The 24,498-nt window shown below is 61.9% G+C and carries 24 protein-coding genes; 8 read left to right on the top strand and 16 right to left on the bottom strand.

Going from position 1 to position 24,498, the window contains the following annotated elements; genetic code table 11:
• Nucleotides 1-108: 108 nt before the first annotated feature.
• The 3 genes from TRIHO_RS05825 (at nucleotide 109) to TRIHO_RS05815 (ending at nucleotide 2,379) form a co-directional block, all read left to right on the top strand.
• Nucleotides 109-753 carry a pyrimidine 5'-nucleotidase gene (locus tag TRIHO_RS05825; protein ID WP_068241185.1) on the top strand — a complete coding sequence of 215 codons (645 nt, stop codon included), beginning with the start codon at nucleotides 109-111 and terminating at the stop codon, nucleotides 751-753.
• Between the two features lie 86 nt (nucleotides 754-839).
• Nucleotides 840-1,088, top strand: coding sequence for a hypothetical protein (locus TRIHO_RS05820; RefSeq protein ID WP_068241183.1), 249 nt, complete (start codon nucleotides 840-842; stop codon nucleotides 1,086-1,088).
• 94 nt (nucleotides 1,089-1,182) lie between these two features.
• Nucleotides 1,183-2,379 (top strand): UbiH/UbiF family hydroxylase, encoded by a 1,197-nt coding sequence (locus TRIHO_RS05815; RefSeq protein WP_068241181.1) that lies wholly within the window; start codon nucleotides 1,183-1,185, stop codon nucleotides 2,377-2,379.
• 63 nt (nucleotides 2,380-2,442) lie between these two features.
• Here TRIHO_RS05815 and TRIHO_RS05810 read toward each other — a convergent pair whose 3' ends face one another.
• From TRIHO_RS05810 to TRIHO_RS05800, 3 genes are all read right to left on the bottom strand, one after another.
• Nucleotides 2,443-3,567, bottom strand: coding sequence for an aminotransferase class V-fold PLP-dependent enzyme (locus tag TRIHO_RS05810; RefSeq protein ID WP_068241179.1), 1,125 nt, complete (start codon nucleotides 3,565-3,567; stop codon nucleotides 2,443-2,445).
• 89 nt (nucleotides 3,568-3,656) lie between these two features.
• Nucleotides 3,657-4,115, bottom strand: a complete 459-nt coding sequence (locus TRIHO_RS05805; protein ID WP_068241177.1) for an Lrp/AsnC family transcriptional regulator — start codon at nucleotides 4,113-4,115, stop codon at nucleotides 3,657-3,659.
• On the bottom strand, nucleotides 4,112-4,567 hold the full coding sequence (locus TRIHO_RS05800) for an Lrp/AsnC family transcriptional regulator (RefSeq protein WP_068241175.1): 456 nt from the start codon (nucleotides 4,565-4,567) through the stop codon (nucleotides 4,112-4,114). The genes TRIHO_RS05805 and TRIHO_RS05800 overlap by 4 nt, the downstream gene beginning before the upstream one ends.
• Before the next feature lie 135 nt (nucleotides 4,568-4,702).
• On the opposite strand from TRIHO_RS05800, the gene ilvC reads away from it, so the two are divergent.
• Nucleotides 4,703-5,725 (top strand): ketol-acid reductoisomerase, encoded by a 1,023-nt coding sequence (gene ilvC, locus TRIHO_RS05795; RefSeq protein ID WP_068241173.1) that lies wholly within the window; start codon nucleotides 4,703-4,705, stop codon nucleotides 5,723-5,725.
• Nucleotides 5,726-5,915: 190 nt separating this feature from the next.
• Nucleotides 5,916-6,815, top strand: a complete 900-nt coding sequence (locus TRIHO_RS05790; RefSeq protein WP_068241171.1) for a DMT family transporter — start codon at nucleotides 5,916-5,918, stop codon at nucleotides 6,813-6,815.
• Between the two features lie 119 nt (nucleotides 6,816-6,934).
• On the opposite strand, the gene glmM is transcribed toward TRIHO_RS05790, so the two are convergent.
• The 8 genes from glmM to TRIHO_RS05750 all read right to left on the bottom strand — a co-directional run bounded on the left by glmM (nucleotide 6,935) and on the right by TRIHO_RS05750 (nucleotide 17,562).
• The gene (gene glmM, locus TRIHO_RS05785) at nucleotides 6,935-8,278 is read right to left on the bottom strand and encodes a phosphoglucosamine mutase (RefSeq protein WP_068241169.1); all 1,344 of its coding nucleotides are present in this window, start codon (nucleotides 8,276-8,278) and stop codon (nucleotides 6,935-6,937) included.
• 68 nt (nucleotides 8,279-8,346) lie between these two features.
• A complete protein-coding gene (folP, locus tag TRIHO_RS05780) occupies nucleotides 8,347-9,342 on the bottom strand; it encodes a dihydropteroate synthase (RefSeq protein WP_068241167.1) in 996 nt (331 codons plus the stop codon).
• On the bottom strand, nucleotides 9,339-10,259 hold the full coding sequence (locus TRIHO_RS05775) for a dihydroneopterin aldolase (protein WP_068241165.1): 921 nt from the start codon (nucleotides 10,257-10,259) through the stop codon (nucleotides 9,339-9,341). Before TRIHO_RS05775 ends, folP begins: the two co-directional genes overlap by 4 nt.
• Before the next feature lie 149 nt (nucleotides 10,260-10,408).
• A complete protein-coding gene (locus TRIHO_RS05770) occupies nucleotides 10,409-11,053 on the bottom strand; it encodes a cell wall hydrolase (protein WP_068241163.1) in 645 nt (214 codons plus the stop codon).
• Nucleotides 11,054-11,223: 170 nt separating this feature from the next.
• Nucleotides 11,224-13,788, bottom strand: a complete 2,565-nt coding sequence (locus TRIHO_RS05765; protein WP_068241161.1) for a putative PEP-binding protein — start codon at nucleotides 13,786-13,788, stop codon at nucleotides 11,224-11,226.
• A 160-nt stretch (nucleotides 13,789-13,948) separates the two neighbouring features.
• Nucleotides 13,949-16,012, bottom strand: a complete 2,064-nt coding sequence (gene glyS / locus TRIHO_RS05760; protein ID WP_068241159.1) for a glycine--tRNA ligase subunit beta — start codon at nucleotides 16,010-16,012, stop codon at nucleotides 13,949-13,951.
• Nucleotides 16,013-16,070: 58 nt separating this feature from the next.
• The gene (locus TRIHO_RS05755; protein ID WP_068241156.1) at nucleotides 16,071-16,601 is read right to left on the bottom strand and encodes a DUF6446 family protein; all 531 of its coding nucleotides are present in this window, start codon (nucleotides 16,599-16,601) and stop codon (nucleotides 16,071-16,073) included.
• 22 nt (nucleotides 16,602-16,623) lie between these two features.
• Nucleotides 16,624-17,562 (bottom strand): glycine--tRNA ligase subunit alpha, encoded by a 939-nt coding sequence (locus tag TRIHO_RS05750; RefSeq protein ID WP_068241154.1) that lies wholly within the window; start codon nucleotides 17,560-17,562, stop codon nucleotides 16,624-16,626.
• Nucleotides 17,563-17,841: 279 nt separating this feature from the next.
• Here TRIHO_RS05750 and TRIHO_RS05745 point away from each other — a divergent pair, with 279 nt between their 5' ends.
• Nucleotides 17,842-19,620 (top strand): trypsin-like peptidase domain-containing protein, encoded by a 1,779-nt coding sequence (locus tag TRIHO_RS05745; RefSeq protein ID WP_068241152.1) that lies wholly within the window; start codon nucleotides 17,842-17,844, stop codon nucleotides 19,618-19,620.
• Between the two features lie 127 nt (nucleotides 19,621-19,747).
• Here the strand turns inward: TRIHO_RS05745 and TRIHO_RS05740 are convergent, their stop codons facing one another.
• The 5 genes from TRIHO_RS05740 to TRIHO_RS05720 all read right to left on the bottom strand — a co-directional run bounded on the left by TRIHO_RS05740 (nucleotide 19,748) and on the right by TRIHO_RS05720 (nucleotide 23,044).
• Nucleotides 19,748-20,389, bottom strand: a complete 642-nt coding sequence (locus TRIHO_RS05740; protein ID WP_068241150.1) for an SDR family NAD(P)-dependent oxidoreductase — start codon at nucleotides 20,387-20,389, stop codon at nucleotides 19,748-19,750.
• A gap of 42 nt (nucleotides 20,390-20,431) precedes the next feature.
• Nucleotides 20,432-20,917 (bottom strand): DUF1178 family protein, encoded by a 486-nt coding sequence (locus TRIHO_RS05735; protein ID WP_068241149.1) that lies wholly within the window; start codon nucleotides 20,915-20,917, stop codon nucleotides 20,432-20,434.
• 87 nt (nucleotides 20,918-21,004) lie between these two features.
• The gene (locus TRIHO_RS05730; protein WP_068241266.1) at nucleotides 21,005-21,469 is read right to left on the bottom strand and encodes an NUDIX hydrolase; all 465 of its coding nucleotides are present in this window, start codon (nucleotides 21,467-21,469) and stop codon (nucleotides 21,005-21,007) included.
• A 216-nt stretch (nucleotides 21,470-21,685) separates the two neighbouring features.
• Nucleotides 21,686-22,450: an EcsC family protein gene (locus TRIHO_RS05725; RefSeq protein WP_068241147.1), complete on the bottom strand. Its 765-nt coding sequence runs from the start codon at nucleotides 22,448-22,450 to the stop codon at nucleotides 21,686-21,688.
• Nucleotides 22,451-22,543: 93 nt separating this feature from the next.
• Entirely contained in the window at nucleotides 22,544-23,044 is a 501-nt protein-coding gene (locus TRIHO_RS05720) for a GNAT family N-acetyltransferase (RefSeq protein WP_068241145.1), read from the bottom strand.
• Nucleotides 23,045-23,161: 117 nt separating this feature from the next.
• Here TRIHO_RS05720 and TRIHO_RS05715 point away from each other — a divergent pair, with 117 nt between their 5' ends.
• Entirely contained in the window at nucleotides 23,162-23,767 is a 606-nt protein-coding gene (locus TRIHO_RS05715; protein ID WP_068241143.1) for a flavin reductase family protein, read from the top strand.
• Nucleotides 23,768-23,778: 11 nt separating this feature from the next.
• Nucleotides 23,779-24,420, top strand: coding sequence for a CatB-related O-acetyltransferase (locus TRIHO_RS05710; RefSeq protein WP_068241141.1), 642 nt, complete (start codon nucleotides 23,779-23,781; stop codon nucleotides 24,418-24,420).
• Nucleotides 24,421-24,498: the final 78 nt, after the last annotated feature.

Below are 24,498 nucleotides of genomic sequence, written 5' to 3'. Positions count from 1 at the left end.
CCTTGCATCGCATCTGTCTACGCGCTGCCCCCTCCCCGATCAAGTGCACCCCCGCAACGCATGTTTCCACCATTGCGAATCCGCATTCTGGCCCCTAGACCTCTTCCCATGGTCAAACAGTCTTTCTCACATGTCGCGCATTGGGTGTTCGACCTCGACAACACGCTTTATCCTCCGTCTGCTCGGCTTTTCGATCAGATCGAGGCCAAGATGATCGCCTATATGGTCGAAACGCTCGGCATCAAAAGCGACGCCGCGAATACGTTGCGTGGGGACTATTGGCGCAATCATGGCACCACACTCGCCGGTCTGATGACCCATCATGGCATTGATCCCGACCCGTTCCTGCTCGCCGTGCACGATGTAACGCTCGACCATCTGGAACCTGACCCGTTGCTGGCTGCCCACATCCGCGCCCTGCCCGGCCGCAAGATTGTCTATACCAATGGCTCCGCCCCCTATGCAGAGCGGGTGCTGGCAGCGCGTGGCCTGTCCGGATTGTTCGAAGGGATCTACGGCGTCGAACATGCCAACTACCGCCCGAAGCCAGAGCGCAGCGCCTTTGAACGTGTTTTCGCCCTGGCAGATATCGACACCACATGTGCCGCCATGTTCGAAGACGACCCCCGCAACCTTGCTGCGCCCCATGCGATGGGTATGCGGACCGTGCATGTCGCACCAGAGGCGCATCAGGGCGATCACATTCACCACCACACCGTGGACCTGACAGAATTCCTCGGCCAGCTGCGGTAGGCTGTCGCAGCGACAAATAGCGCCTGTCGGCGGTGGCGCGCCACTCCTATATCCCTTGTCAGTGATCGACAGGTTCGGAGTTTTCCATGACCGCCTACACCCTGCCCCAACGCCTGGGACCCCTTGAACGCATCGCCTTCCGCCTGCCCATTCTGGGCCGGATCCTCAAGGAAGTCTGCTATGGGGCGCCGGAGAATATCTATTACGCCTTGGCGACCTTTGTCTGTCTCTGGGGCATTCTGGTGATGCTGTTCGGCCTCCCCGGCCTTTATCTGCCCGCGCTGTGTCTGGTGCCGGTGGCGTGCACGCTCCTGCTCCTCCTGTCGCGCGGGTGACGTCCCTTTGCGGCAGAGCCGAACGCACATCGCTTGTCTTTCCCCCGCCCCGCGCCCTATGTCACATTGGGGACCCGAAGAAGAGGCAGCCGAAATGAGCGAGACCTGTGACATTCTGATTTCCGGCGGTGGCATTGCCGGGCTGACCGCAGCAACGGTTTTTGCGACCCATGGGTTCTCCGTAATCTGTGTCGACCCCAGCGCCCCGATAACGGCACGCGATGCGGCGGGGGCCGATCTGCGGACAACGGCGTTTCTGCAACCGGCAAAGGCGCTGCTGGAGGAGGCCGGTCTCTGGGCGGATCTGGCCGACCAAGCTGCGCCGCTGCAGGTCATGCGGATTGTCGACGCAGGCGGACCGGTCCCGGAGCCCCGCGTGATCCGGGAATTCGACGCGGCCGAAGTTTCAGATCTGCCGTTTGGTTGGAACCTGCCGAACTGGCTATTGCGCCGTGTGCTTTTGACCCGGATCGAACAGTTGCCTCAGGTGGCGTTTCGGCCCGGTATTGGCACGACGCGCCTGTTCACACGCACAGGCGGCGCCCGGGTGACCCTCAGCGATGGCAGCCGGGTCTCTTGCAAATTGGTTCTGGCCTGCGATGGGCGGAACTCGCCCATGCGCGAAGCTGCGGGGATCGGCGTCAAGACGACCCGCTATGGCCAAAAAGCGCTGGCCTTTGCAGTGTCGCACGACCTGCCCCACCACAATGTCTCGACCGAGATCCACCGCACCGGCGGCCCCTTCACCCTGGTGCCGCTGCCCGATCACGAGGGCCGCGCCTCCTCCGCTGTGGTCTGGATGGAGACCAGCGCCAACGCCGACCGTCTCGCCGCCCTGACCGATGCGGCGTTCGAGGCCGAGATGACCGAACGATCCTGCGCCATGCTGGGGCCGCTTACGCTGGCATCCCGCCGGACCCTGTGGCCGATCATCACGCAACAGGCCGATAGATTGACGGCAGAGCGCATCGCCCTGATGGCGGAAGCGGCGCATGTGGTTCCCCCCATCGGGGCGCAGGGGCTGAATATGTCGCTCGCGGATCTGCGCGCATTGCTGGATCTGGCGCTGGCACGACCTGACGGCCTGGGGGATCAGACCATGCTTGATGCCTATGCACGAACCCGCCAGCGCGACATCACCCTCCGGGTGAACGGTATTGATCTGTTGAATCGCGCTTCCATGACGGAGGCGCGCCCGCTGCGCGATCTGCGCGCTCAGGGGCTCAACGCGCTCTATGCTCTGCCCCAGGTGCGACACGTGCTGATGCAAATGGGCCTTGGGGTGCGATAGTCGAAACGGGCCGGCCCCTTCGGACAAGCCCGTCGATGCGTTCAGCGTTTTGCGCTAGACCGGTCAGAGTAGCTGATCAACAGCGATCTTCAGCCGGGCCAGTGTCACATCGACATCATAAAGTTTATCGAGACCAAAAAGACCAATCCGGAACGTCTTGAACCCTTCGGGTTCATCCACGGCCAGCGGCACCCCGGCTGCGATTTGCAGACCCAGGGCTGCGAATTTCTTGCCGTTCTGGATGTCCGGATCCGCAGTATAGCTGACGACGACCCCCGGCGCGCCAAACCCATCGGCAGCAACAGAGGTCACCCCTTTGCCCGCCAGCATTTCACGCACTCCGTTGCCCAGTTTCCATTGCGCCTCGCGCAAGCGGTTAAAGCCATGGGCGCGGGTTTCGGCCATCGTATCACGGAACGCCCGCAGCGCATCTGTCGGCATGGTGGCGTGATAGGCGTGCCCGCCATCCTCATAGGCCTGCATAATCGCGCGCCATTTCTTCAGATCCAGCGCAAAGCTGTCAGACGTGGTCTCCTCCAGTCGCGCCAGGGCCCGCTCGGACAGCATCACCAGACCTGCACTCGGTGACGCGCTCCAGCCCTTTTGGGGGGCCGAAATCAACACATCGACACCTGTCGCTTTCATGTCGACCCAGGCACAGCCCGACGCGATGCAATCAAGCACCATCAGCGCGCCTACCTCCTGCGCCGCACGGGCCAACGCCGTGATGTAGTCGTCCGGCAGGATCACGCCCGCAGCCGTTTCCACATGGGGGGCCAGAACAATGCCGGGTTTCTGGTCGTGAATGGCGGCCACGACCTCTTCGATCGGGGCCGGCGCAAAGGGCGAAACAGGCGTGTTTCCGGTTTGTCGGGCCTTCATCACGGTTGCGGATCGGGTCAGGCTACCAGCCTCGAAGATCTGGCTCCACCGATAGGAGAACCAGCCATTGCGGACCACCAGCGCATCCTGCCCACGGGCAAACTGACGCGCCACCGCCTCCATCGCATAGGTGCCACCGCCGGGGATCAGGGCGCAGCCATCCGCGTTGTAGACCTCTTTCAGCATCGCATTGATGTCCAGCATCACCGCCTGAAAGGACTTCGACATATGATTGAGCGAGCGGTCGGTGAAAACCACGGAAAATTCGTCTAGCCCCTCGGGGTCCACGGTGTCGAGCAAAGCCATGCGCTGTTCTCCAATTCTGTCGGGCCCAATGCCCAAGGTCGGCCCTAGTCTTGGCAGAGAGCTGCCCGGGGCTCAAGCCGTATGCGCCGTCAGCCAAGGGGGCCGGGGCGGCGCTCCTCGGACAACAGAACATTGGCATCCACGTTTCCCACCCCCGGCAGTGTCATGATCCGGCGGCGCAGGACCCGTTCGAAATCGGCAATGTCGCGGGCCACCACCCGCAGGCGGTAATCATATAGTCCCAGCACATGTTCCACAGTCTGCACTTCTGGAATGGCAGAAACGGCGCGTTCAAAATCATCCAGGCTGACGCGCCCCTTTGTGGCAAGCTTGATACCAAGAAAGACAGTGACGCCGAAGCCCAGCTTTTCAGTGTCGAGGTCAAGGACCCGGTGGGACAGGATGCCTGCCTCCTCCAGTCGTTTGATCCGTCGCCAGGTCGCAGGTTGGCTGAGGCCAAAGGCGCGGCCCAATGCGCCCGCCGTCTGGGTGGCATCCTGCGACAGCGCCTTCAACAGCGACAGGTCGATGTCATCAAGATTGATCACAGCGGCAGCCCCATGCTGGTCTTGATCTTGGCCACATGCATCAGCGCCTCGATATCGGCGATGTTCGGCAATTGCAGGATCCGTTCGCGGTAGATCGCCTGATAGTGCGGCATATCCCGCGCGATGACGCTTAGCCGGACATCCACCTGACCAAGAAAGGTCTGTATTTCAAGCACCTCTGGGATTTCTCGCGCCGCAGGGATGAATTCGTCAAAGGCGCGCGGATTGGTTTTGTCCAGCGTAACCCGGAGCGACACCTCGACCGCGTAGCCCAGCGCGACCCAGTCGATGACGGCACGCGTGCCTTTGACAACACCATTCTCACGCAGCTTTTCCAAGCGCCGGGACAACCGTGAAACGGTGAGGCCAAGGTGGTCCGCCAAATCCGGTAAGGATTGAGCAGGCGCGCCCTGCAGGTTTCGCAATATGCGTCTATCGAGATCGTCAAGCATAGATCTGACATTAATCTTGGAAATCGCGAATGACCATCGCGAAATTCAGTGGATTTTCAACGACAATCCTCTCGCGCTCAGCTCTGGGATGCCTATGATCGCCTCCAGAACGAAATCTGCCAAAGGAATGCTCCAATGCGTGTGTATTATGATCGCGACTGCGATGTGAACCTCATCAAGGAAAAGAAAGTCGCCATTCTCGGCTATGGCTCTCAAGGTCACGCGCATGCGCTGAACCTGCGTGATTCCGGCGCCAAGAACCTCGTCGTTGCCCTGCGTGAAGGCTCCCCTTCTGCAAAGAAGGCCGAGGGCGAAGGCCTTCAGGTCATGGGGATCGCAGAAGCGGCAGCCTGGTGTGACGTGATCATGTTCACCATGCCCGACGAACTGCAGGCCGAAACCTACAAGAAATACGTTCACGACAATATCAAACCCGGTGCGGCGATCGCATTTGCCCACGGCCTGAACGTGCATTTTGGCCTGATTGAGCCGAAAGAAGGCGTCGACGTCATCATGATGGCGCCCAAAGGCCCCGGTCACACCGTGCGCGGCGAATACACCAAAGGCGGCGGCGTGCCCTGCCTTGTTGCCGTTGAAAACGACGCCTCCGGCACCGCGCTGGAAACCGGCCTGTCCTATTGCTCTGCCATCGGTGGCGGCCGCTCCGGCATCATCGAAACCAACTTCCGCGAAGAATGCGAAACCGACCTGTTCGGCGAACAAGCGGTTCTGTGTGGCGGCCTGGTTGAACTGATCCGCTGCGGTTTCGAGACCCTGGTCGAAGCTGGCTACGCACCGGAAATGGCTTATTTCGAATGCCTGCACGAAGTGAAGCTGATCGTGGACCTGATCTATGAAGGCGGCATCGCCAACATGGATTACTCCATCTCCAACACGGCGGAATACGGCCAATACGTCACCGGCCCGCGTATCCTGAAGTATGACGAAACCAAAGCCCGCATGAAGGAAGTCCTCGCCGACATCCAGCAGGGCAAGTTCGTCCGCGACTTCATGCTGGAGAACGCCGTTGGTCAGCCGACCATCAAAGCCTCCCGTCGTGCCAACGACGAGCACATGATCGAGGCAACCGGCGCCAAGCTGCGCGAAATGATGCCTTGGATCTCTGCTGGCAAAATGGTCGACAAGTCCAAAAACTAAGGTCTCGCCGATTTTCGGATCGCTACGGTGATCCGTCCGGTGCAGCACCTGGAGTTGACAAGGCGTCCCGGCCAGATCGGGGCGCCTTTACTTTCTGTTTCGACTGTCGTTTCGCCCCACACCGCAGGGATTGAGATTGACCTTTTAACGCGCGCGCGTTTTTGTCCGCCCGTGCAAGAAGGAGCGCGCAATGCCGGAAATTCCACCACGTTACTGGGCGATGGTTGCGGCCCTCGGCATCACCTGGGGCGGGACCTTTATGGTGGTCGAACTTGCCCTTCAGGGGATCACCCCGGTCTGGCTTGCAGCCGGACGCATTGGATTTGCATCCCTGCTGCTCTGTGCCATCTGGGCCTTTCGGGGATTTCGGCTGTTTAGCGGCCGTCCTAACTGGCCGGTGGTCATTCTGGTGGGTGTCCTCAGCTCCACCCTGCCCTTTATCCTGATCAGCTGGGGGCTCCAGCATGTCACCTCCGGCTTTGCCGGTGTCAGCATGTCGGCGGTTCCGCTGATGGTCCTGCCGCTGGCCCATTTTTTCGCGAACGAACCTCTGACCCTTCGCCGCCTGCTGGGCATTGTCATCGGCTTCTTCGGCGTTGCCGTTTTGATTGGGGGGCAGGCCTTTGTCAGCAACGGAGCCGAACTGGAATGGGCCGGTCGCCTCGCCTGCCTTGCCGCTGCCGCATGCTACGCGGTCTCTTCGGTTCTCGTTCGCAGATTGCCAGAGGTCGATCCCGTTGGGCTGGCGACCGTGCTGCTGCTGATCGGCACGTCAGTGATCTTGCCGGTCGCACTGGTCGTTGAGGGACCGCCGCCGACAATTTCACACGAAACCTGGATATGGTTGGCAATCCTCGGCCTGATCCCCACCGCAGGCGCGAACCTTCTGCGTGTTCTGGTGATCCGGGGCGCGGGCCCGACGTTCATGAGCCTAACGAATTACCTCGTTCCCCTGTGTGCCGTTTTGCTTGGGGCGCTGGTTCTGGGCGAGGCTCTGCCCAATTCGCTGATCTCAGCACTTGGCTTGATCCTTGCCGGGGTAGCGTTGAGCCAATATGGCGCGCTGAAACGTCTGTTTGGCTTCACCTGACTGCTGCATAGGCAACGCACAGCGGCGCAATTCCGCACCGCGCGTTTGTCCTACGCAGCTGTCACCTGCAGGCACCGGGCCAGCCGGGGCGCCTCATGCCGCCAGTCAACCGGGGACACTCAGGCCGTAACAGATTCCACCGCTGCGACCACATCGTCCACCGTCCGGTTCAAAAGCGCCATATCCTCGCATTCGGCCATCACCCGAATCAACGGCTCCGTGCCCGACTTGCGGATCAACAGCCGCCCCTGCCCGCTCAGCTGACGCTCGGCGAGGGAAATCGCATCCTGGACCTGGGAAGCCTCCAATGGAAGCTGCCCCTGCTCAAATCGGACGTTCTTCAACAATTGGGGCACCGGTTGAAACTGCCGCGCCAGTTCAGAGGCCTTTTTCCCCTGCCGGATCATTTCCGCCAGAAAATGCAATCCCGCCATCAAACCATCGCCTGTCGTGGCAAAATCCGTCATCACGATGTGACCGGACTGTTCGCCCCCAAGGTTGAACCCACCTTCGCGCATACGCTCGACCACGTAGCGGTCACCGACACCCGTCCGCTCCAGCCCGATATCCCGGGCGTTCAGAAAACGTTCCAATCCGAGGTTTGACATAACGGTCGCGACCAAAGCCTGTCCTGTCAGGCGACCATCCTCAGACCAGGTTGCCGCCAGCAGTGCCATCAGCTGGTCCCCGTCCGCGATGGTGCCATTCTCGTCGATCACCACCACGCGATCCGCATCGCCATCCAGACAAATCCCGACATGGGCGCCATGGGCCACCACGGTTTCAGCCGCAGCTGCCGGTTGGGTGGAGCCGCAGCCCTTGTTGATGTTCTTGCCGTCTGGCGACACGCCCATGGGGATCACCTCTGCGCCAAGCTCCCAAAGGATTTCCGGTGCAGCGCGGTGCGCCGCGCCATTCGCGCAGTCGATGACCACCTTGAGGCCGTCCAGACGCATATCGCGCGGCAAGGAGCTTTTGACCCGTTCGCCATATCGGAACCGCGCATCGTCAATCCGTTTGGCCCGACCGATGTTGCCAGCCTGCGCCGGTTCGACGCCGGCCTCGATCAGCGCTTCCAACTCCACCTCGACCTCGTCCGACAGTTTGAACCCATCAGGCCCGAAGAACTTGATCCCATTGTCCTCGGCCGGATTGTGACTTGCCGAGATCATGACACCGAGGTCAGCGCGCATCGAGCGGGTCATCAGCCCGACGGCCGGCGACGGGACCGGCCCAAGCAGCAGAACATTCATGCCTGTTGAGGTCAGCCCGGCCGTCAGCGCATTCTCGAACATATAGCCGGACAACCGTGTATCCTTGCCGATCACCACGCGATGCGCCGTATTGCTTTCGCGGCGAAAATAACGCCCGACAGCAGCGCCAATCCGCAAGGCCATATCTGCCGTCATCGGGTGCAGGTTGGCCTTGCCACGTACACCGTCTGTCCCAAAGAGTTTGCGCATGCCACTGCTCCTCTGCCCGGTCCGTCTGCCGTCCGGCCTGCAGGCCGCCGACATCTGCCGAAATCTTGTTATCGCGTGGCTTGCCACAAGCGCAGCGCCTGCGCCGTTTCCGCCACATCATGTACCCGTAGCATTTGCACGCCTTGGGCGAAGCCTGCAAGTCCAACGGCAATCGAGCCCGCCATGCGCCGATCCGCCCGCGGCTCTTTGCCGATTGTGCCAATGAACCGCTTGCGAGAGACCCCCAGGAGTATTGGGCACCCAAGACCATGAAACAGGCTGAGATTGCGCAGCAGGGCCAGGTTGTGGGCCTGGCTTTTGCCGAACCCGATGCCGGGGTCGACAACGATCTGTTCGCGCAGGACGCCGGTTGCCTCAAGCTGATCCACCTGCGCCGCAAGACTGTCGTAAACGTCCAGCACGACATTATCGTACTGAGGGTTTTCCTGCATCGTTTTAGGGTCACCCTGGGCATGCATCACGCAGACCGGGACGCCCGCCTGCGCCGCCAGCGGCGCCAGTGCTGCATCGAAGGTGAAGCCCGAGACATCGTTGATCAAGGAGGCCCCGGCATCCAGTGCTTCCATTGCAACCGTTGCTTTTCGGGTATCAATGGAAATCGGCGCTGCACTCACCTCGCGGATTGCAGCGATGACCGGGGCCGTACGGGCGATCTCTGCCATCTCTTCAACCACATCTGCGCCGGGGCGGGTGCTCTCACCGCCGACATCAATGATCGATGCGCCATCCGCCAGCATCCGCACCGCTGCGGATTGGGCTGCGGCAAGTTCGTCATGTTGGCCGCCATCCGAAAAACTGTCAGGCGTCACGTTGAGGATGCCCATTATCTGCGGCTGGGTCATATCGAGACCGGCAATCGCCGCACGTCGGCTCATCAACCGCAACCGGATGTCTTCTGGCAGCAACCCGGCTGGCGCGATGCGTGGTGGCGCGGAGCGATCCAGTATTTCCACTTCGGTGAACCAGAGGGCACTTCCGGCGAGGTGAATGGCGCCCTCGGGGCGCGCGTCACCGTGACGAACCAAAGGGCGGTAATAACTCACAGGGTCTTTTGCTCCTCAGCATGGGCGCGCAGTCGGACACCAGGATCTGTCGGCAATTCCGCGCCAATCACAATCATTTCTTCGGCCTCGAAAGTAGAGGCGAACCAAGCCGCGAGTGCAACCGCATTCGAGGGCGGCTCGGTCGGGCCTTCCACCGCATCCAGCACGATCTTCGAGGGGGCCCAGACACAAATCTGCCCGTTCTTCATCGCCCAGTCCAGCTCGGTTCGCGTCTCGACCACCACGCATCGGTCGTCTTTCGCCGCCAAACGCCATGCATTTTGTTCAATTGCCAACAGGTCGATGCGACGCTGGGTCCATTTGTGGCCGGTTTGTGGGACCGCCAGCTCATGTGCGCCAACGCAGAGGATGAGCGGCCGCTTGCGACATTCCATCTGATCGATCCAGGCTTTGAAATTCTCGCTGTCGATCGCCGCGTTTGACAGAAACATCAGGCGGGGGTGCGGTTTGCTATCCGGTCCAGCGCCCTGCGTGACCTGCCCCGCCGACCGAACGATCTCGACCCCAAGCGCGCCCGGACCCCGGTCGAGTTTTTCGATCCGTACAAAGGCGCGCATGGCCTGTGGTTCCAGCAAGATACGCTCTGCCACACGTTCGGCGAGCGTCTCCAGAAGCGCCAGCCGTTCGCGTGCCAGCTCAAAGGCGATGGCCTCGGTGACGCGGTCATAGGACAAAATGCGATCAACGTCGTCATCAAGATCTGCCGGCAGGGGCGCGATTTCGACCACGACGTTGAAACACACCCGCTGTGTCGTGCCGCGTTCCTGCTGAAACGCCCCGATTTCCACCTCGACAATATGGTCGCGCAGAGAAATCCGGTCGAGTGGACCAGGGCGAGCGGTGGCGGCGGAGCGTTCGGAAGGATGCGCGAAGGCGAGATGGATATCGGAACTCATGGGCATGGCCTTTGGCTGGCTTTGAAACATAGGGCGTCTGTATCAGGTGCCACAGGTGTATGCCCGTTGAAGCCAACTATCAGGCACGCCGCCGCCGTGCCAGAGCCAGAAAACGGCGTCAAGGCAACGCCCGCGTTCCGGCCAGCCGTTTACTTGGAGGCCGTCCGGTAGCGTTCGTCGCGGTAAAACAAATGAACACCGATACGCGCGGTCTTGGTAAAGCTGCGCGACCAACGCGGTTTTACAGCTGTGGTATGATAATAGGTGGCGCCCTGGGTCAGCTTGGGATTGACCCCGTCCAGGATCAGACGCGCGACCTTGGCAACCCGTTCAAAGGCACCCGGCTCGCGGATCACCTCTTCGCGGCCATCGCAGGTATAGGTGAACTGGCATTGGTAGCGGCGCCCGGTGCCCTGATTGATGACACCACACACAGTATCGGGAAACTGCGCGCTTTTGACCCGGTTCAGGATCACCTCGGCAACCGCAAACTGGCCTTTAACGGTCTCGCCGCGCGCCTCGAAGTAGAGCGCTTCTGCCAGACACTCGAATTCGCTCCCCCCGCTTGCGCCAGGGCGGGTGTCAAGAAAGGCGCGGGTGAACTGGATTTTGGTCAGGGACGTGTCGCGGTTCTGACGCTTGCCTCCCAAAAACCGTTGCATCCGGTCTTTGGGCGCGGCCTGCAGCGTCGTTTGTTCCTGTTTGAAAAGAGCATCCAAGCCTACATCGGCAGTCGCCACGCCACCCACACAGGTTGCCGCAAAAATCGCAGCGCATAAGAGAATTCGTTTCATTCAAGCCACCCCAGGTCCAACAGCCCGAGGCGGCAATCCGACCTCCGGCGACGGCACGAGGTAACGGAATTGCGTCGTTGCGTCCAGCCCAACGAAAGTATAGCCGATATGACCGCGCGATTGGCGCATCGCCACCTCGCACGTTTCTGCGCCGAAAAACCGCAAATTCCCTAGTTTTTTAGGGATCTCGGCAGTTTTTGACCGGTCTTGTCCGCAATGGCCAATTGGGCTGCGGCCAACCGGGCGACCGGGACCCGATAGGGCGAACAGGAAACATAGTCGAACCCTGCTGCGCGACAGAATGCAATCGATTCGGGGTTGCCGCCGTGCTCTCCACAGATCGAAAGCGTAATATCCGGGCGGGTCATCCGCCCCCGTTGCGCGCCAAGCTGCAGCAACTCGCCGACGCCATCCACATCCAATACGTGGAACGGGTCTTCGGGAAAGACGCCCTGCTGAACGTAGACAGACATGAACCGCCCCGCGTCATCTCGTGACAGGCCATAGGTCATCTGTGTCAGATCGTTGGTTCCAAAGCTCATGAAAGCCGTATGGACGGCGATCTCATCCGCGCGCAGCGCTGCCCTTGGCGTCTCCACCATGACCCCGAGCCGATAGGTGAAATCACGGCCGCGTTCGGACTTGACCGCTGCAGCAACGGCATCGACCCGCGTTTTCACCAGTTCGACCTCGCGTTTTGCAGAGACCAGCGGGATCATGATCTCTGGCACGACCGGGTCCCCGTCATGCGACGCCTCAAGGGTCGCTTCAAAAATCGCCCGCGCCTGCATGTCATAGATTTCCGGCACGGTGACCCCCAGCCGCACCCCCCGAAGGCCCAGCATCGGGTTGTACTCGCCCATTTCCTCGACCCGACGCGTCACATCACTGACCGGCAGACCAAGCGCCTCCGACAGCTCTCGCTGCCCGGCATTGGTGGTTGGCAGGAATTCGTGCAGCGGCGGGTCAAACAGGCGGATGCAAACCGGCAATCCTTCCATGATCCGAAACAATTCGCGGAAATCCTTGCGCTGCATCGGAAGCAGCCGCGCCAGAACCGCCGCGCGCCCTGATGGCGTCTCGGCAAAGATCATTTCCCGCATCACCGTCAACCGACCAGGATCAAAGAACATATGCTCGGTCCGGCACAGGCCGATGCCTTGGGCGTTGAAATTACGGGCCGTCTGTGCATCGGCCGGCGTGTCGGCATTGGCGCGAATGTCGATGTCGCGGGCGTCGTCCGCCCAGCCCATCAGGGTTTGGAACACATCGTCCTGCGCGGCCTCCATCATCTCCGGCTCGCCGGCCAGGATCTGCCCCGAGGTCCCGTCGATCGTGACCCGGTCGCCTGCCTTGAACACCCGTCCGTCACGTGCGGTCAGTTGCCTGCGGCGACTGTCGAACCGCAAGGACGACGCGCCAACGATACAAGGCAGCCCCAATCCCCGGCCAATCACCGCCGCATGGCTGGTCATGCCGCCCTTCTCCGTCAAGACGGCCGCCGCCGCGTGCATGCCCCGCACATCCTCGGGAGAGGTTTCGCGACGCGCAAGGATGCAAGGCTCGCCGCGCGATTTGCTCACCTGGGCGTCCGTTGCGGTAAAGACAAGACGCCCGGTGGCCGCGCCCGGGCTTGCCGCGATGCCGGTCCCGATCACATCGCGCTGCGCGCCCGGGGCCACCTGCCGGTGCATCAGCTCATTCATCGAATGGGCATCCACCCGCATCAGTGCTTCTTCGATGCTGATAATGCCATCCTCGGCCAATCGCACCGCAATCCGCAGCGCGGCGCGGGCGGATCGCGCCACGCGCACCCCATCCAGAATATGCACCCGGCCGCTTTCGATGACGAATTCGACCTGCATCTCCTCGCGCAATCGTTGACGCATCAGCGCCGCATTGGCCTTGATCTGCTGAAACGCCTCTGGTGCCAGCTCCTCCAGCGAGGGGCCGCGGTCGTCATGCTCCAGATAGATCGCCGCCGCATCACTGCCAAGCGCATCCCGTCCCTGGCTTTGGCTCAGATAGCGTCCCGTCAGTTGCGGCATCCCGGTTTGCGAACTGACCAGCTGCAGCACACCCGACCCGCATTCGCCCTGGCCAAGCCCCGGCACCATCTCCTGCACCACCAGACCCAGGCCGGCATCTTCGGGCGCGCCTTTGGCGGCCCGCAACAACCGGGCCGACGTGCCCTCCCAGGCCCGCGCCATGGACCGCAGCACCGCCGCCAGCTGTTCGCCCGGATCCTGCGGAAAGGGTTCGTCGGCCTCCGCCTCATAGGCCTGCAGCATCTCGCTCAACGCATCCGGGCCGCCGTCCTCGACATCCTCGAACACATCCGGATCAAGCCGCGCCACATGCACCGCATAAGATTGCACGAACCGCAAATAAAGCGCCGCCGCCGCCTCGCGCCCCAGTGTTTCGCTCAGATCCACATATCGTGCGTCGTTCATGCCGATGTTGAGGACCGCACCGGGTCCGCCCCAATCCGGGTCTTCCGAAGAGGGCCGCACGCAGACCAGCGCATCCGGGCGCAATTCCGACAGGATGGCATGCACATCAACCATATCGCCCTCGGCGATCTTGTGCACCGCATCAAAGGACAGCGCCACAGTCTGCGGCACCGGCAGATCAAGGCGAACCAATCGCTGCAGGCATTTTGCGCGCCCGCCATGGGTCTTGGTCGAAACCGGCGCTCCTGGCGTGATCAACACAGCTTTGGGCGTTTGGTCCATGCGCTCGTCCCTTGTATCATTCTGCACTGCAGCACTCCCCCCTGAAATCACCATAGGGATGGCATTCGCTCCCGCAAGGAGAACCGTACGGCGCTTTGCAAAAACAGCCCCCACCCGAGCGGGGTGAGGGCTGCTCGCAGCGAGGCATCACAGGGGCGTGTCAGCCCTCGATACGGGAGAAGTCAGCGACCTGACCGCATACTTTGCGAATCTGACTCAACAGGTTGAGCCGGTTGCGGCGCACCACCTGGTTGTCGGAATTCACCTGCACCGCTTCGAAAAAGGCATCCAACGGCGCGCGCAGAGCGGCCATGCCGCCCATGGCGGCCGCGAAATCTTCGGCCTCGATGGCCGAAGAGATCGCCCCCTCGCCCGCTGCAAGCGCATCAAACAGAGCCGCCTCTGCTGCGTCCTCGATGAACTTCTTGTCCGCCCCATAGGAATATTCGACGCCATCGTTCTCTTCGGCCTGCGCCAGAATGTTGTTGGCGCGCTTGAACCCCTGCAGCAGGTTCTCGCCATCCTCGGATTTCATAAAATCCTCCAGCGCCCGGGCGCGTTTCACCAGGAGCGTCAGATCATCATTGCCGTCCATCGCGATACAGGCGTCGATCACATCGTGACGAACACCCTGATCACGCAGGAAGACCTTGAGGCGGTCGTGGAAGAAGGAGAGGAGGTTTTCCAGATCAGCACCGTCATAGCCTTTCGACAGGACATCACGCAGAGAAACCCGCACATCGTTCTCCAGCACCAGCCGGATCACACCGAGCGCAGCGCGGCGCAGGGCGTAGGGGTCTTTCGACCCTGTCGGCTTCTCATCAATCGCCCAGAACCCCGTGAGCGTGTCGATCTTGTCGGCCAGCGCCACGGCGACCGAAACAGGCTCCGATGGGACGTCATCGCCGGGGCCGAGCGGCGAATAATGCTGCTGGCAGGCATTGGCGACCTCTTGCGGCAGGCCTGCGGCCTCGGCGTAGTAGCGCCCCATCAGGCCCTGAAGTTCGGGGAACTCATAGACCATCTCGGAGGACAGGTCCGCCTTGGCGACCTTGGCCGCCTGTTGCGCCAGCTCCGCATCCGCGCCCACAACCGGGGCGATTTCGCGCGCCAGCGCCGCGATCCGGTCGATCCGTGCCGCTTGGGTGCCAAGCTTGTTGTGGAAGGTCACATTGCCAAGGCTCTGCAACCAGCCCTCCATCCCGACCTCGGATTTCGCAATACGCAGGTCGTTCTCCCAGAAGAACTTGGCATCCGCCAGACGCGCGCTCAGCACCTTTTGATTGCCCGCCAGAATGGTAGCGCCATTGTCCGCCGTTTCGCGGTTGGCGACGGTGATGAATTTCTCGATCCGGCCCGATTTGGGGTTCCTGACGGAAAAGAACTTCTGATGTTCCTTCATCGAGGTCTGCAGCACCTCGGGTGGCAGGTCGAGGAATTCCGCGTCGATGGACCCCATCAGGACCACCGGCCATTCCACAAGACCGGCAACTTCGGCCAGCAGCCCTCGATCATCCACAACCTCAAGCCCGGAAGCAAAGGCCTGATTGGTGGCGTCCTGCAAGATCGCCTCCTGCCGCTCGGTCGGGTCCAGCACCACAAAGGCGCGCTTCAGCTTGGCGGCGTAGTCATCAAATCCGGTGACGGAGACGCGGGCCGGCGCCATGAAGCGATGGCCGCAGGTGCTGTCGCCGGCCTTGATGCCGTCGATATCCAGCGGCACCACCTCGCTGCCGTCATCGGTGGACAGAAGACACAGGACAGAATGCAGCGGACGCACCCAGCGCAAAGATCCCGCACCCCAGCGCATGGATTTCGGCCAGGGGAAGTTGCGGATCGTGTCCTCCAGCACTTCGGCGATGATCTCTGCCGCAGGGCGGCCCGGCTTTTCGATCAGCGCGAAATACACGGCACCTTTGGGTGTTTCGCGTTCCTCAAGCTGGTCACGACTCAGACCTGCGCCACGCAAGAAGCCCTCGATCGCCTTATCCGGCGCGCCGACCTTGGGGCCTTTGCGCTCTTCACGCACGGTGGGGGAGTGATCCAAGAGCCCCTCGATCGCGAGGGTCAGGCGGCGCGGGGTCGATAGCGCATGCGCGCCAGCATAGGTCAGCCCCGCTTCGACCAGACCGTCGGTCATCCGCTTTTTCAGGTCCTCGCCCGCACGCGCCTGCATGCGCGCTGGAATTTCCTCGGAAAAGAGTTCGATCAGAAGATCAGCCATTACATGTCCTCAACGGTTCGGATCTGCCGTGTCGCGACGGCGAAAAAAGGGGCGGGCCTCATTGCCCGGCGTCCGGGCGGGGCGGGCATTCATCGCCGACAATCGTGCCGTCATAGGCCTTCTCGCCGCAGTTGTTCAGTTCGTGCCAGATGTAGCCACGGCCGTCTTCGGTAACGGCGACGATCCGGTCAACGCCAAATTCGATGTTAGCTTCGGCGAGGAAGGCCATCGCGGCCCCGTCGCGCAGCGCCGCGCCCAGGCGTGCGGCGTCGAAGCAGTCGAACCAACCCGGGGCATTGCGCGGCGCGCGGACCTCGGACAGTTGATAGAGCTGTGCCAGTTCGGCCGGTTTGCGCGGCGTGGTGAAACAGGCACGGTACCGAATGGGCGAGCTATCGGCATCAATCGCCGTAAAATCGCCATAGGCAATGGGTTCAGGAGTCTCGCCGCCAATCGGCAGCAGCATTACATCCTGGCCCGGTCGCGCAGTAACGTCGTCATAATAGCCATAGACCTGCAGGTAGTACATCGCGAGGCCCGCCGCGAGACCCGACACGATCAAAATGATCGACAGTATTTTACCCGTCATTTCAGATGCTCCTTCGCATCACTCATGCTGCGCTCTCGGCGTTAAATCCGCCCGCTTCGGTCTGTACAAACGCGTCGGCACATTGCTTTGCCAGCGCCCGCACCCGCCCGATATAGGCCTGACGTTCCGTCACCGAGATCACCCCACGTGCATCCAGCAAGTTGAAGATGTGGCTGGCCTTGATGCATTGGTCATAGGCCGGATGGGCCATGATGATCCGCTTGCCGGTCTTGGGGTCGAGCGGCTCTTGCGCCAGAATCGCGGCGCATTCGGCCTCGGCCTCTTCAAAGTGGCGCAACAGCACGTCGGTATTGGCCACATCGAAATTCCAGCGGGCATATTCTTCTTCGGTCTGCTTGAAGATGTCACCATAGGTCAGCGGGCTGGGCGACTGCGGATCGTTGAAGGGCATGTCCATCACATGATCCACGCCAAGCACATACATCGCCAGACGCTCCAGACCATAGGTCAGCTCGCCAGACACAGGGTGGCAGTCATGCCCGCCCACCTGCTGGAAATAAGTGAACTGGCTGACTTCCATCCCGTCGCACCAGACCTCCCAACCGAGGCCCCAGGCGCCCAGCGTGGGGCTTTCCCAGTCATCCTCGACAAAACGGATATCGTGCAGGTCCATGTCGATACCGATGGCCTGAAGACTGCCAAGATACAGCGCCTGCAGATCCGGCGGGCTTGGCTTGATCAGGACCTGATACTGATAATAGTGCTGCAGGCGGTTCGGGTTCTCACCATACCGGCCGTCAGTGGGGCGGCGCGACGGCTGAACGTATGCGGCCGCCCAGGCCTTGGACCCCAGCGACCGCAGGGTGGTTCCGGGATGGAACGTACCGGCCCCCACCTCCATATCGTAGGGTTGCAGAATGGCGCAGCCCTTGGCGGCCCAATAGGTCTGCAATCGCAGGATGATTTCCTGGAACGAACGCGGAGCGGTGGTTTCGGTCATCTCAAATCCCTTCGGGAACCTCGGATCACCCGCCCCCAGCGGCCCTAGGCAGCCGGTCCGGGCGGTGGAAAGTACGAAGGCCTTCCTATGCAAGCCCCCCGCCGGGGTCAACGGCTCCGTGACCCATGCGCCACGGGCATTTGCCTTTCCACCCCCATCAGGCAGAGAAACATTTACACTCCACACGCCATTGTGCAGTTCAACGGCGTTCCCTTTAAGGTCACGAAGTGGTTACCTGCGCGGCGAACAAAAACTGTTTCTTCGTACAGAGGTTTAGACATGAAGAACCTGATTGCCTCGGTGTTCTGGGCATTATCCGTCTTTCTGGCAGCGCTACCGGGCGTGTCCCAAGCGCAGCAATCCGATGCCGATGGCGTCTGGATCCAAGTGGCGGCCCGTCCCTCGCTCCTTGAGGCACAAGACGAAGCCCGCACATTGTCAACCCTCCTGCCCGACGTGTCGGGCTATGCGCTTGGTGGGGGGTGGTACGGTATTGTGCTTGGTCCCTACACGCGCTCCGATGCCGAGCAGGTGCTGCGGGTCTATCGCGCCGAGGGCCAGATCCCGCGCGACAGTTTCATCACCTTTTCGAGCAATCTGAACACGCGGTTCTATCCGGTTGGCCCCGAAACGGAGACCCTCGCCCCAGCGCCGGTCCAGTCTCCGGCCCCGGAGGACAATACCCAAGTCGCCGCAGTGACCGAGGACACGGCGCCTGTTTCCTCCCTTCCGGACGAAACCCCCGCCGAAGCCCGCCGCAGCGAACAGGCCCTGACCCGCGAAGAACGCATGGATCTGCAGGTCGCGCTCAAGGCCTCCGGATTTTACACTTCAGCCATTGATGGCGCATTTGGCCGCGGCACCCGCGCCTCGATGTCCGATTGGCAAAGCGCCAATGGCTTTGAGCCGACCGGCGTTCTGACCACTGCGCAGCGCAAGGCCTTGATGGACGAATACAATGCGCCGCTGATCTCCACCGGTGTCGCGCCCTACACAGACACCCGCGCCGGTATTCGGGTTGATCTGCCGCTGGGCGAAGTTGCTTTCAGCCGCTACGAACCGCCCTTTGCTCATTTCGAGTCTTCGGGGTCGCTTGGCGTAGAGGTTCTGCTGATCTCGCAACCGGGGGACCGTCGCACGCTCTATGGTCTTTACGATATCATGCAGACTCTGGAAGTCGTGCCGCTGGAGGGCCCGCGCGAGCGTTCCGGCGATCAATTCAGCCTTGAAGGACGCAACAGCCGGATCGTCTCTTATACCGAGGCGCGGCTGGAAAATGGCGAGATCAAGGGGTTCACGCTGATCTGGCCGACCGGGGACGAGGCACGACGCAGCCGGGTTCTCAGCCGCATGCAAGAGAGTTTTACCCGGCAGCCCGGTGTGCTGGACCCTGCAACCGGCACCGAAGACACCCAATCCATCGACTTGGTGTCCGGGCTTGAAATCCGCAAACCCAAGCTGTCGCACTCGGGCTTTTTTGCCTCCAGCGACGGAATCGTTGTCACCACTGCGGCGGTGGTCAACAGCTGCGGCCGGATCACGATTGATCGCGACGTCAGCGCCGAGGTGCTGCTGGCGGATGCCGATGCGGGCGTCGCGGTGTTGAAACCTTCAGTCCCGCTGGCGCCGATGGCCACAGCGCCGCTTGCCTCGGTGGCACCGAGATTGCGTAGCGTCCTGGCCGTCTCCGGTTATTCCTATGGCGGCATCCTTGGCGCGCCAAGCCTGACCTGGGGCAGCCTCGATGACCTCAAAGGGCTGCAGGGTGAGGCGCATCTCGCACGGTTGGAGCTGACAGCACAGCCCGGCGACGCGGGCGGTCCGCTCCTCGACAAGCAAGGCACCGTCCACGGCATGCTGCTGCCGCTGCGGACCGACGGGCCGGTGCTGCCCGATGGCGTGCGTTTCGCGCTCAAGGGGGAGGTGATCCGGATGGCATTGGACAAGGCCGGTGTCGGCCTCCCCAGCACCGAAGCGGCCTCCTCCAGTGACTTGCCGGTTTCGCTGCTCCAGAAAGAAGCAACCGGTCTCACGACCCTGGTCAGCTGCTGGGAATGACGCCGACCGGCACGAGAGCATAAGATAGAACCAAAGAAACCGGGCCATGTGCCCGGTTTCTTTTCGTCACGCTGCCACACTATTTAGGTGGTCGCGGCACATATGGAGCTGCCTTTGGTGGCCGACCTCAATAGGGCTGAACGCGCCCGTCCCAGCTGTGAAAACAACCCGTGGTCTCCATCGAGAGCATGTCGAATTCGTGCATCAGACCTATCGCGCTTTCCTCGACCGAGATCTCGCCAGAGCTCCCGCCCATATCGGTGCGCACCCAGCCCGGATGATAGATACCCACCGCGATCCGCTCCTGCGCAAGGTCGGTGGCAAGGTTTCGGCCAAGGTTGAGTACCGCTGCCTTTGATGCGCGATAGGCGTAGGATCCGCCCGGCGCGCGGGCGTTGCTTGCCATTTGCGAAGAGATAATCGCGATCCGCGGCGTCTCTGCCAGACGCAGGTTCGGCAACATCGCCTGCACGGTCAGAAACACGCCCGAGACATTCACCGTCAGTGTCTTGTTCCAAAGCTCCGCCGAGTAATCCTCAAGCTTCATCGCCTTGTCCAGATAGACCCCAGCATTGCACACCAGCAGATCAACCGCGTCGCCCTTGATCTGCGCTGCGAACCGCGCCTGCTGCCCAGGGTCGCTGACATCCAGTCGGGTGCCCGAGGAATGGTCGCGTGAAGTACCCGTAACCCGGTCCCCGCGCGCGGCCAATCGTGTCTTCAGCTCACGCCCTATTCCGCGGCTGCTGCCCGTCACCACGACATGCATCGGAGGCTTCTCCCTTTTGATCTGTTTGCGTCGAGCCGTTGATCAGTTCACCTTCCGGCTGACAGCAAATGGCAGCGGCAAAACCGGCACCCCATCCTCGATCAGCGCCTTCGCCTCTTCGATTTTTGCTTCGCCGTGAATCGACCGTGCGGGTGCATCGCCCAGATACATATCCCGGGCCTGTTTGGCAAAATCCGCGCCCACGTAGTCCGAATTCGCTTCGACCTGTTTGCGCATCGCTGCGATGGCTTTTTCCTGTGGCGTTGCCGGGGTACGCAGCGGCGCCGAAGCGGTCTCCGGCTTGGCATTGGACACCTCCTGGCCTGGCTCCCCGCTGTCGCCTGCCGCTGTCTCGGTTGTTCGTCCCGGCCGGACGCGCGGTGCCATCAATGCCTTTTCAACCTGTGTCGAGCCGCACTCCGTGCAGGCAACCATTCCAACCCTGAGCAGCTTGTCGTAGGCCTCAGCGGATTGGAACCAGCTTTCGAACCCATGGCCATCTGTACATTTCAGAGAATACCGTATCATTTCGTGTCCCGTCCTCAGAGCGGATCATTAAATACTCTGTCACGGAGTTTGCAAGTCCGTGCAAGGCGTGCATCGCACAATGCAGGGCTAGCGCGGCTCGGGCGCAAAGGCTTTCAGCAGCTCCGCAAGCCCCTTTTCAGCCACCTGTTTTGCCGCCTCGGCGGGGGACATCCAGCTTCGGTCGCGCTGGTTCTTCTCAGGGAACCGATCCGCCAGGTGCTGCACCGCCAAGGGAAACACCGTGACCCGGCACAGCAGGCAGCCGTCGCCTGGTCCACGCAACTTGGTATAGGTGAAGGCGCCGATACTGGTTTCCTCTGCGACACCGCGCACGCCGGCCTCTTCCCAGGCTTCCTGGGCTGCGGCCTCAGACGCGGTTTTCCCCACCATTGGCCAGCCCTTGGGAATGATCCAGCGACCAGTGCGCCGGGAGGTCACCATCAGTACCCTAAGCCGACCCTTGTCCGACACACGGTAGCACAATGCGCCGACCTGTTGATTGGCCTCTTCGATCGCCTTCGCGGTCTGCCTCGCATCAATAGGCTGCCCCATGCGACCTCCGTTCTCTGTGTCGCCGCCGGTTGCATCGCCGGTCTGGTCGTTTTCCACCTCGCGCGGGCCACCCTCTGGCCGATCCGCATTCGCCTGTCACGGAATGGTAGGCTATCCTGCGGCCAAGTCACCCGTTAATTCGCGCCCCCTCGTCTGACCGCGTCTACCAGATTTTGATGTGGGTCCTGTGTCAGATGCAACTTCCAGTACAGAAATTCACCGCAAAAGCCGCTTTTGCAACCGCTCGACCATCTGCGGATAGGGCGCATCCGCATCCAGAGCGAGACGTCGCAGGGCAAAATGCACATGTGCCATTTCCTGATAGTAGCCGGCATAGACGTAGTTGATACCGCCCCCTGCCGCCGCCCCCAGAACCGGCACCATCTGCGCTGCCAGTTTCGGGCCAAGCGCCACGGCAAGGCGCGGTGCGACAGCGGCAACCAGCTGCGACAGCCCGGCGCCAGACAAGCCCAGCCTGAGGGTCAAGAACCCGGTATCGGCCCCGTCGTCATGGCGCAGTGGGCCCGCAGCGGCAAAGACCTCGACCGCATCAAAGCGGACATTCGGGTTCGACGGGTCAAAGCCGTATTCAGACGCAACCCCCTGAATACTGCGCAGAAGGAAAGTCGTTGTCGCGGGCAGCTCGACCAGAGCGCCCGGAAACCCGGCGGCGCCGCCCACCATGCCCATGGTCGCGCTGACCCAACGGTTGGTCTGTGCAGGCTGATCGGCAACAACACGGCGGCTTTGCGCGGCCCCCCGCACGGCAAGATGCAACGCAAGCAGCACCGCATGCTCGACGCCACCACGTAGTGGGGCCGGCAGGCGGCGCATCATTCCTTCGGCCTGGCCGCCCAGCGCATTCAGGAGGCGAATGCCAAAATGCCCGGCAGCCCGATAGCGCCGCGCGATCGCGTCCAGCTCAGCCTCCACCTCGACCGCTGTCAGGTTCCGCGCAGACTGTTCCAGCAGTTCACCCATAATCGACCTCCCCCGGTTAAAGAAAACATCGGCAGCCTGGACGAGAATTTCAAGATCACAGGCCGAGGTGACGCCCACGGGCGCGGATCACCGCTATCCTTGAGCGACGCCGGTCCAGCGCCGCACCTGGCCCTGCACCCGGTCCCAGGCACCGGGCTGCAGCTCCAATCCCAGCACCCGATCCGGGTTCGTGGGGGGCGGCATCTCGCCCCCCTCCAGCCGCTGAAACCCGAAACGTTGGTAGTACGGGGCATCGCCGACAAGGATCACGCGTTCCCAATGGCTATGGTCCGCCTTCCAGAGGCTGTCCCGGATCAACGAGGCCCCGATCCCTTCGCCCTGTCGCGTCGGGTGGACGGCGACGGGCCCCAGCAGCAGGGCGGCCGCCGTTCCGACATGCACAGGCCAGAACCGAATTGCCCCGGCGAGGATGCCATCCCCGTCTCGGGCCAATTGGCTGAGGGCGCGCACCGGCGCCACGTCGTCGCGCAACCGATAAGAGGACAGGGCAGTCCGTCCCGGCGCGAAACACAGGTCATAGAGGGCTTCGACCTCCCAGGAATCGTCTGGCGTCTCGGACGCGATAGTGATCACGTGTCTCAGGCTCCGTCAAATGCGCCATCGCGCCAGAGGTCAAAAGCCATCGGGACGCGGGGGTGGATTTCGCCCTAGCACGCGCGTAAGTCTTGGGCAAACATTTGGAGACATGCAATGTTCTACCGCCCCGAGGATGGCCACGGCCTGCCGCACAATCCTTTCAACGCAGTTGTCACCCCGCGCCCGATCGGCTGGATCTCAACCCGATCCGCGGATGGGGTCAACAATCTTGCCCCCTATTCCTTCTTCAATGCCGTCGCCTATGTACCGCCACAGGTGATGTTTGCCTCCACCTCGACCAAAGCGGACCAGGACGGCACCAAGGATAGCATGAGCAATATCCGCGACACAGGCGTGTTCTGCGTCAACATCGTGGAATACGCGATGCGGGATGCCATGAACAAAACCTCTGCCATCTTGCCCAGGGAAACGGACGAGTTTGCCCATGCGGGGTTGCAGGCAATCGACTGCGAAACCATCGCCTGCAGCCGCGTGGCAGGTGTACCTGCCGCGCTGGAGTGCAAGCTGACACGCATCATCGACCTGCCCGGCGAGGCAAACAAAGTGGCCTTTGGCGAGGTGGTCGGCGTGCATCTGCGCGATGATTGCCTGGTGGACGGGGTTTTTGACGTCACGCGTTACCAGCCGCTGTCCCGTCTTGGCTACCGCGATTATGCTAGGATCAGCGACCTGTTCTCCCTCTCCCGACCCGACGAATAGAGCGATTCGCAATGCCCCTGCCCGATCCAAGCGCGCGTCACCCGATCATTCTGCCCGATGGCTCCCCCCATACCGGCACGGTCATGTTGGCGCGTGTTGTCGAGAATCCGAATTTCAACGTTGGCGACTACACCTACGCGTCCGACTTTGCCCCGCCGCAGGATTGGGCCGCCCATCTGGCCCCCTACCTGTTTCCCGGCGCCCGCGAACGGCTCAAGATTGGTCGTTTCTGTCAGATTGCCCATGGGGTCAAATTCATCACTGCGTCGGCGAACCATGCCCAGGAGGGACTGAGCTGCTATCCCTTTCCGGTCTTTGACCCCGCTCAGATGGCGGGGTTTCAGCCGGACACTCGGGATACGATAATCGGACACGATGTCTGGATCGGCTACGGCGCAATGATCCTGCCCGGCGCGCGGATTGGCGACGGCGCGGTGATCGGAGCAGGCGCAGTGGTGCGCGGCACGGTCCCCCCTTACGCCATCGTCACCGGAAATCCGGCGTCGATTGTGCGGCACCGGTTCTCCAAACCGCAGATCGCGCGTCTTCTCGCGCTCAAATGGTGGGATTGGCCGGTCGAACTGATCAGCCGCGCAGAACCTGCGCTCGTCTCCGGCGACCTTGATATGCTGGACAGCCTTGCACCTGATTGACGCCGGGCCGAGGGCCAGGCAACCCGCCGCCGCTGCAAAATAAAAAAGCCGCGGTCCCCGCAGGGACCGCGACCGAAT

This window comes from Tritonibacter horizontis, assembly GCF_001518015.1.
GTDB lineage: Bacteria > Pseudomonadota > Alphaproteobacteria > Rhodobacterales > Rhodobacteraceae > Epibacterium > Epibacterium horizontis.
Note: the sequence above shows the minus strand (reverse complement) of the source record. Positions and strands in the feature narration are given on the sequence as shown.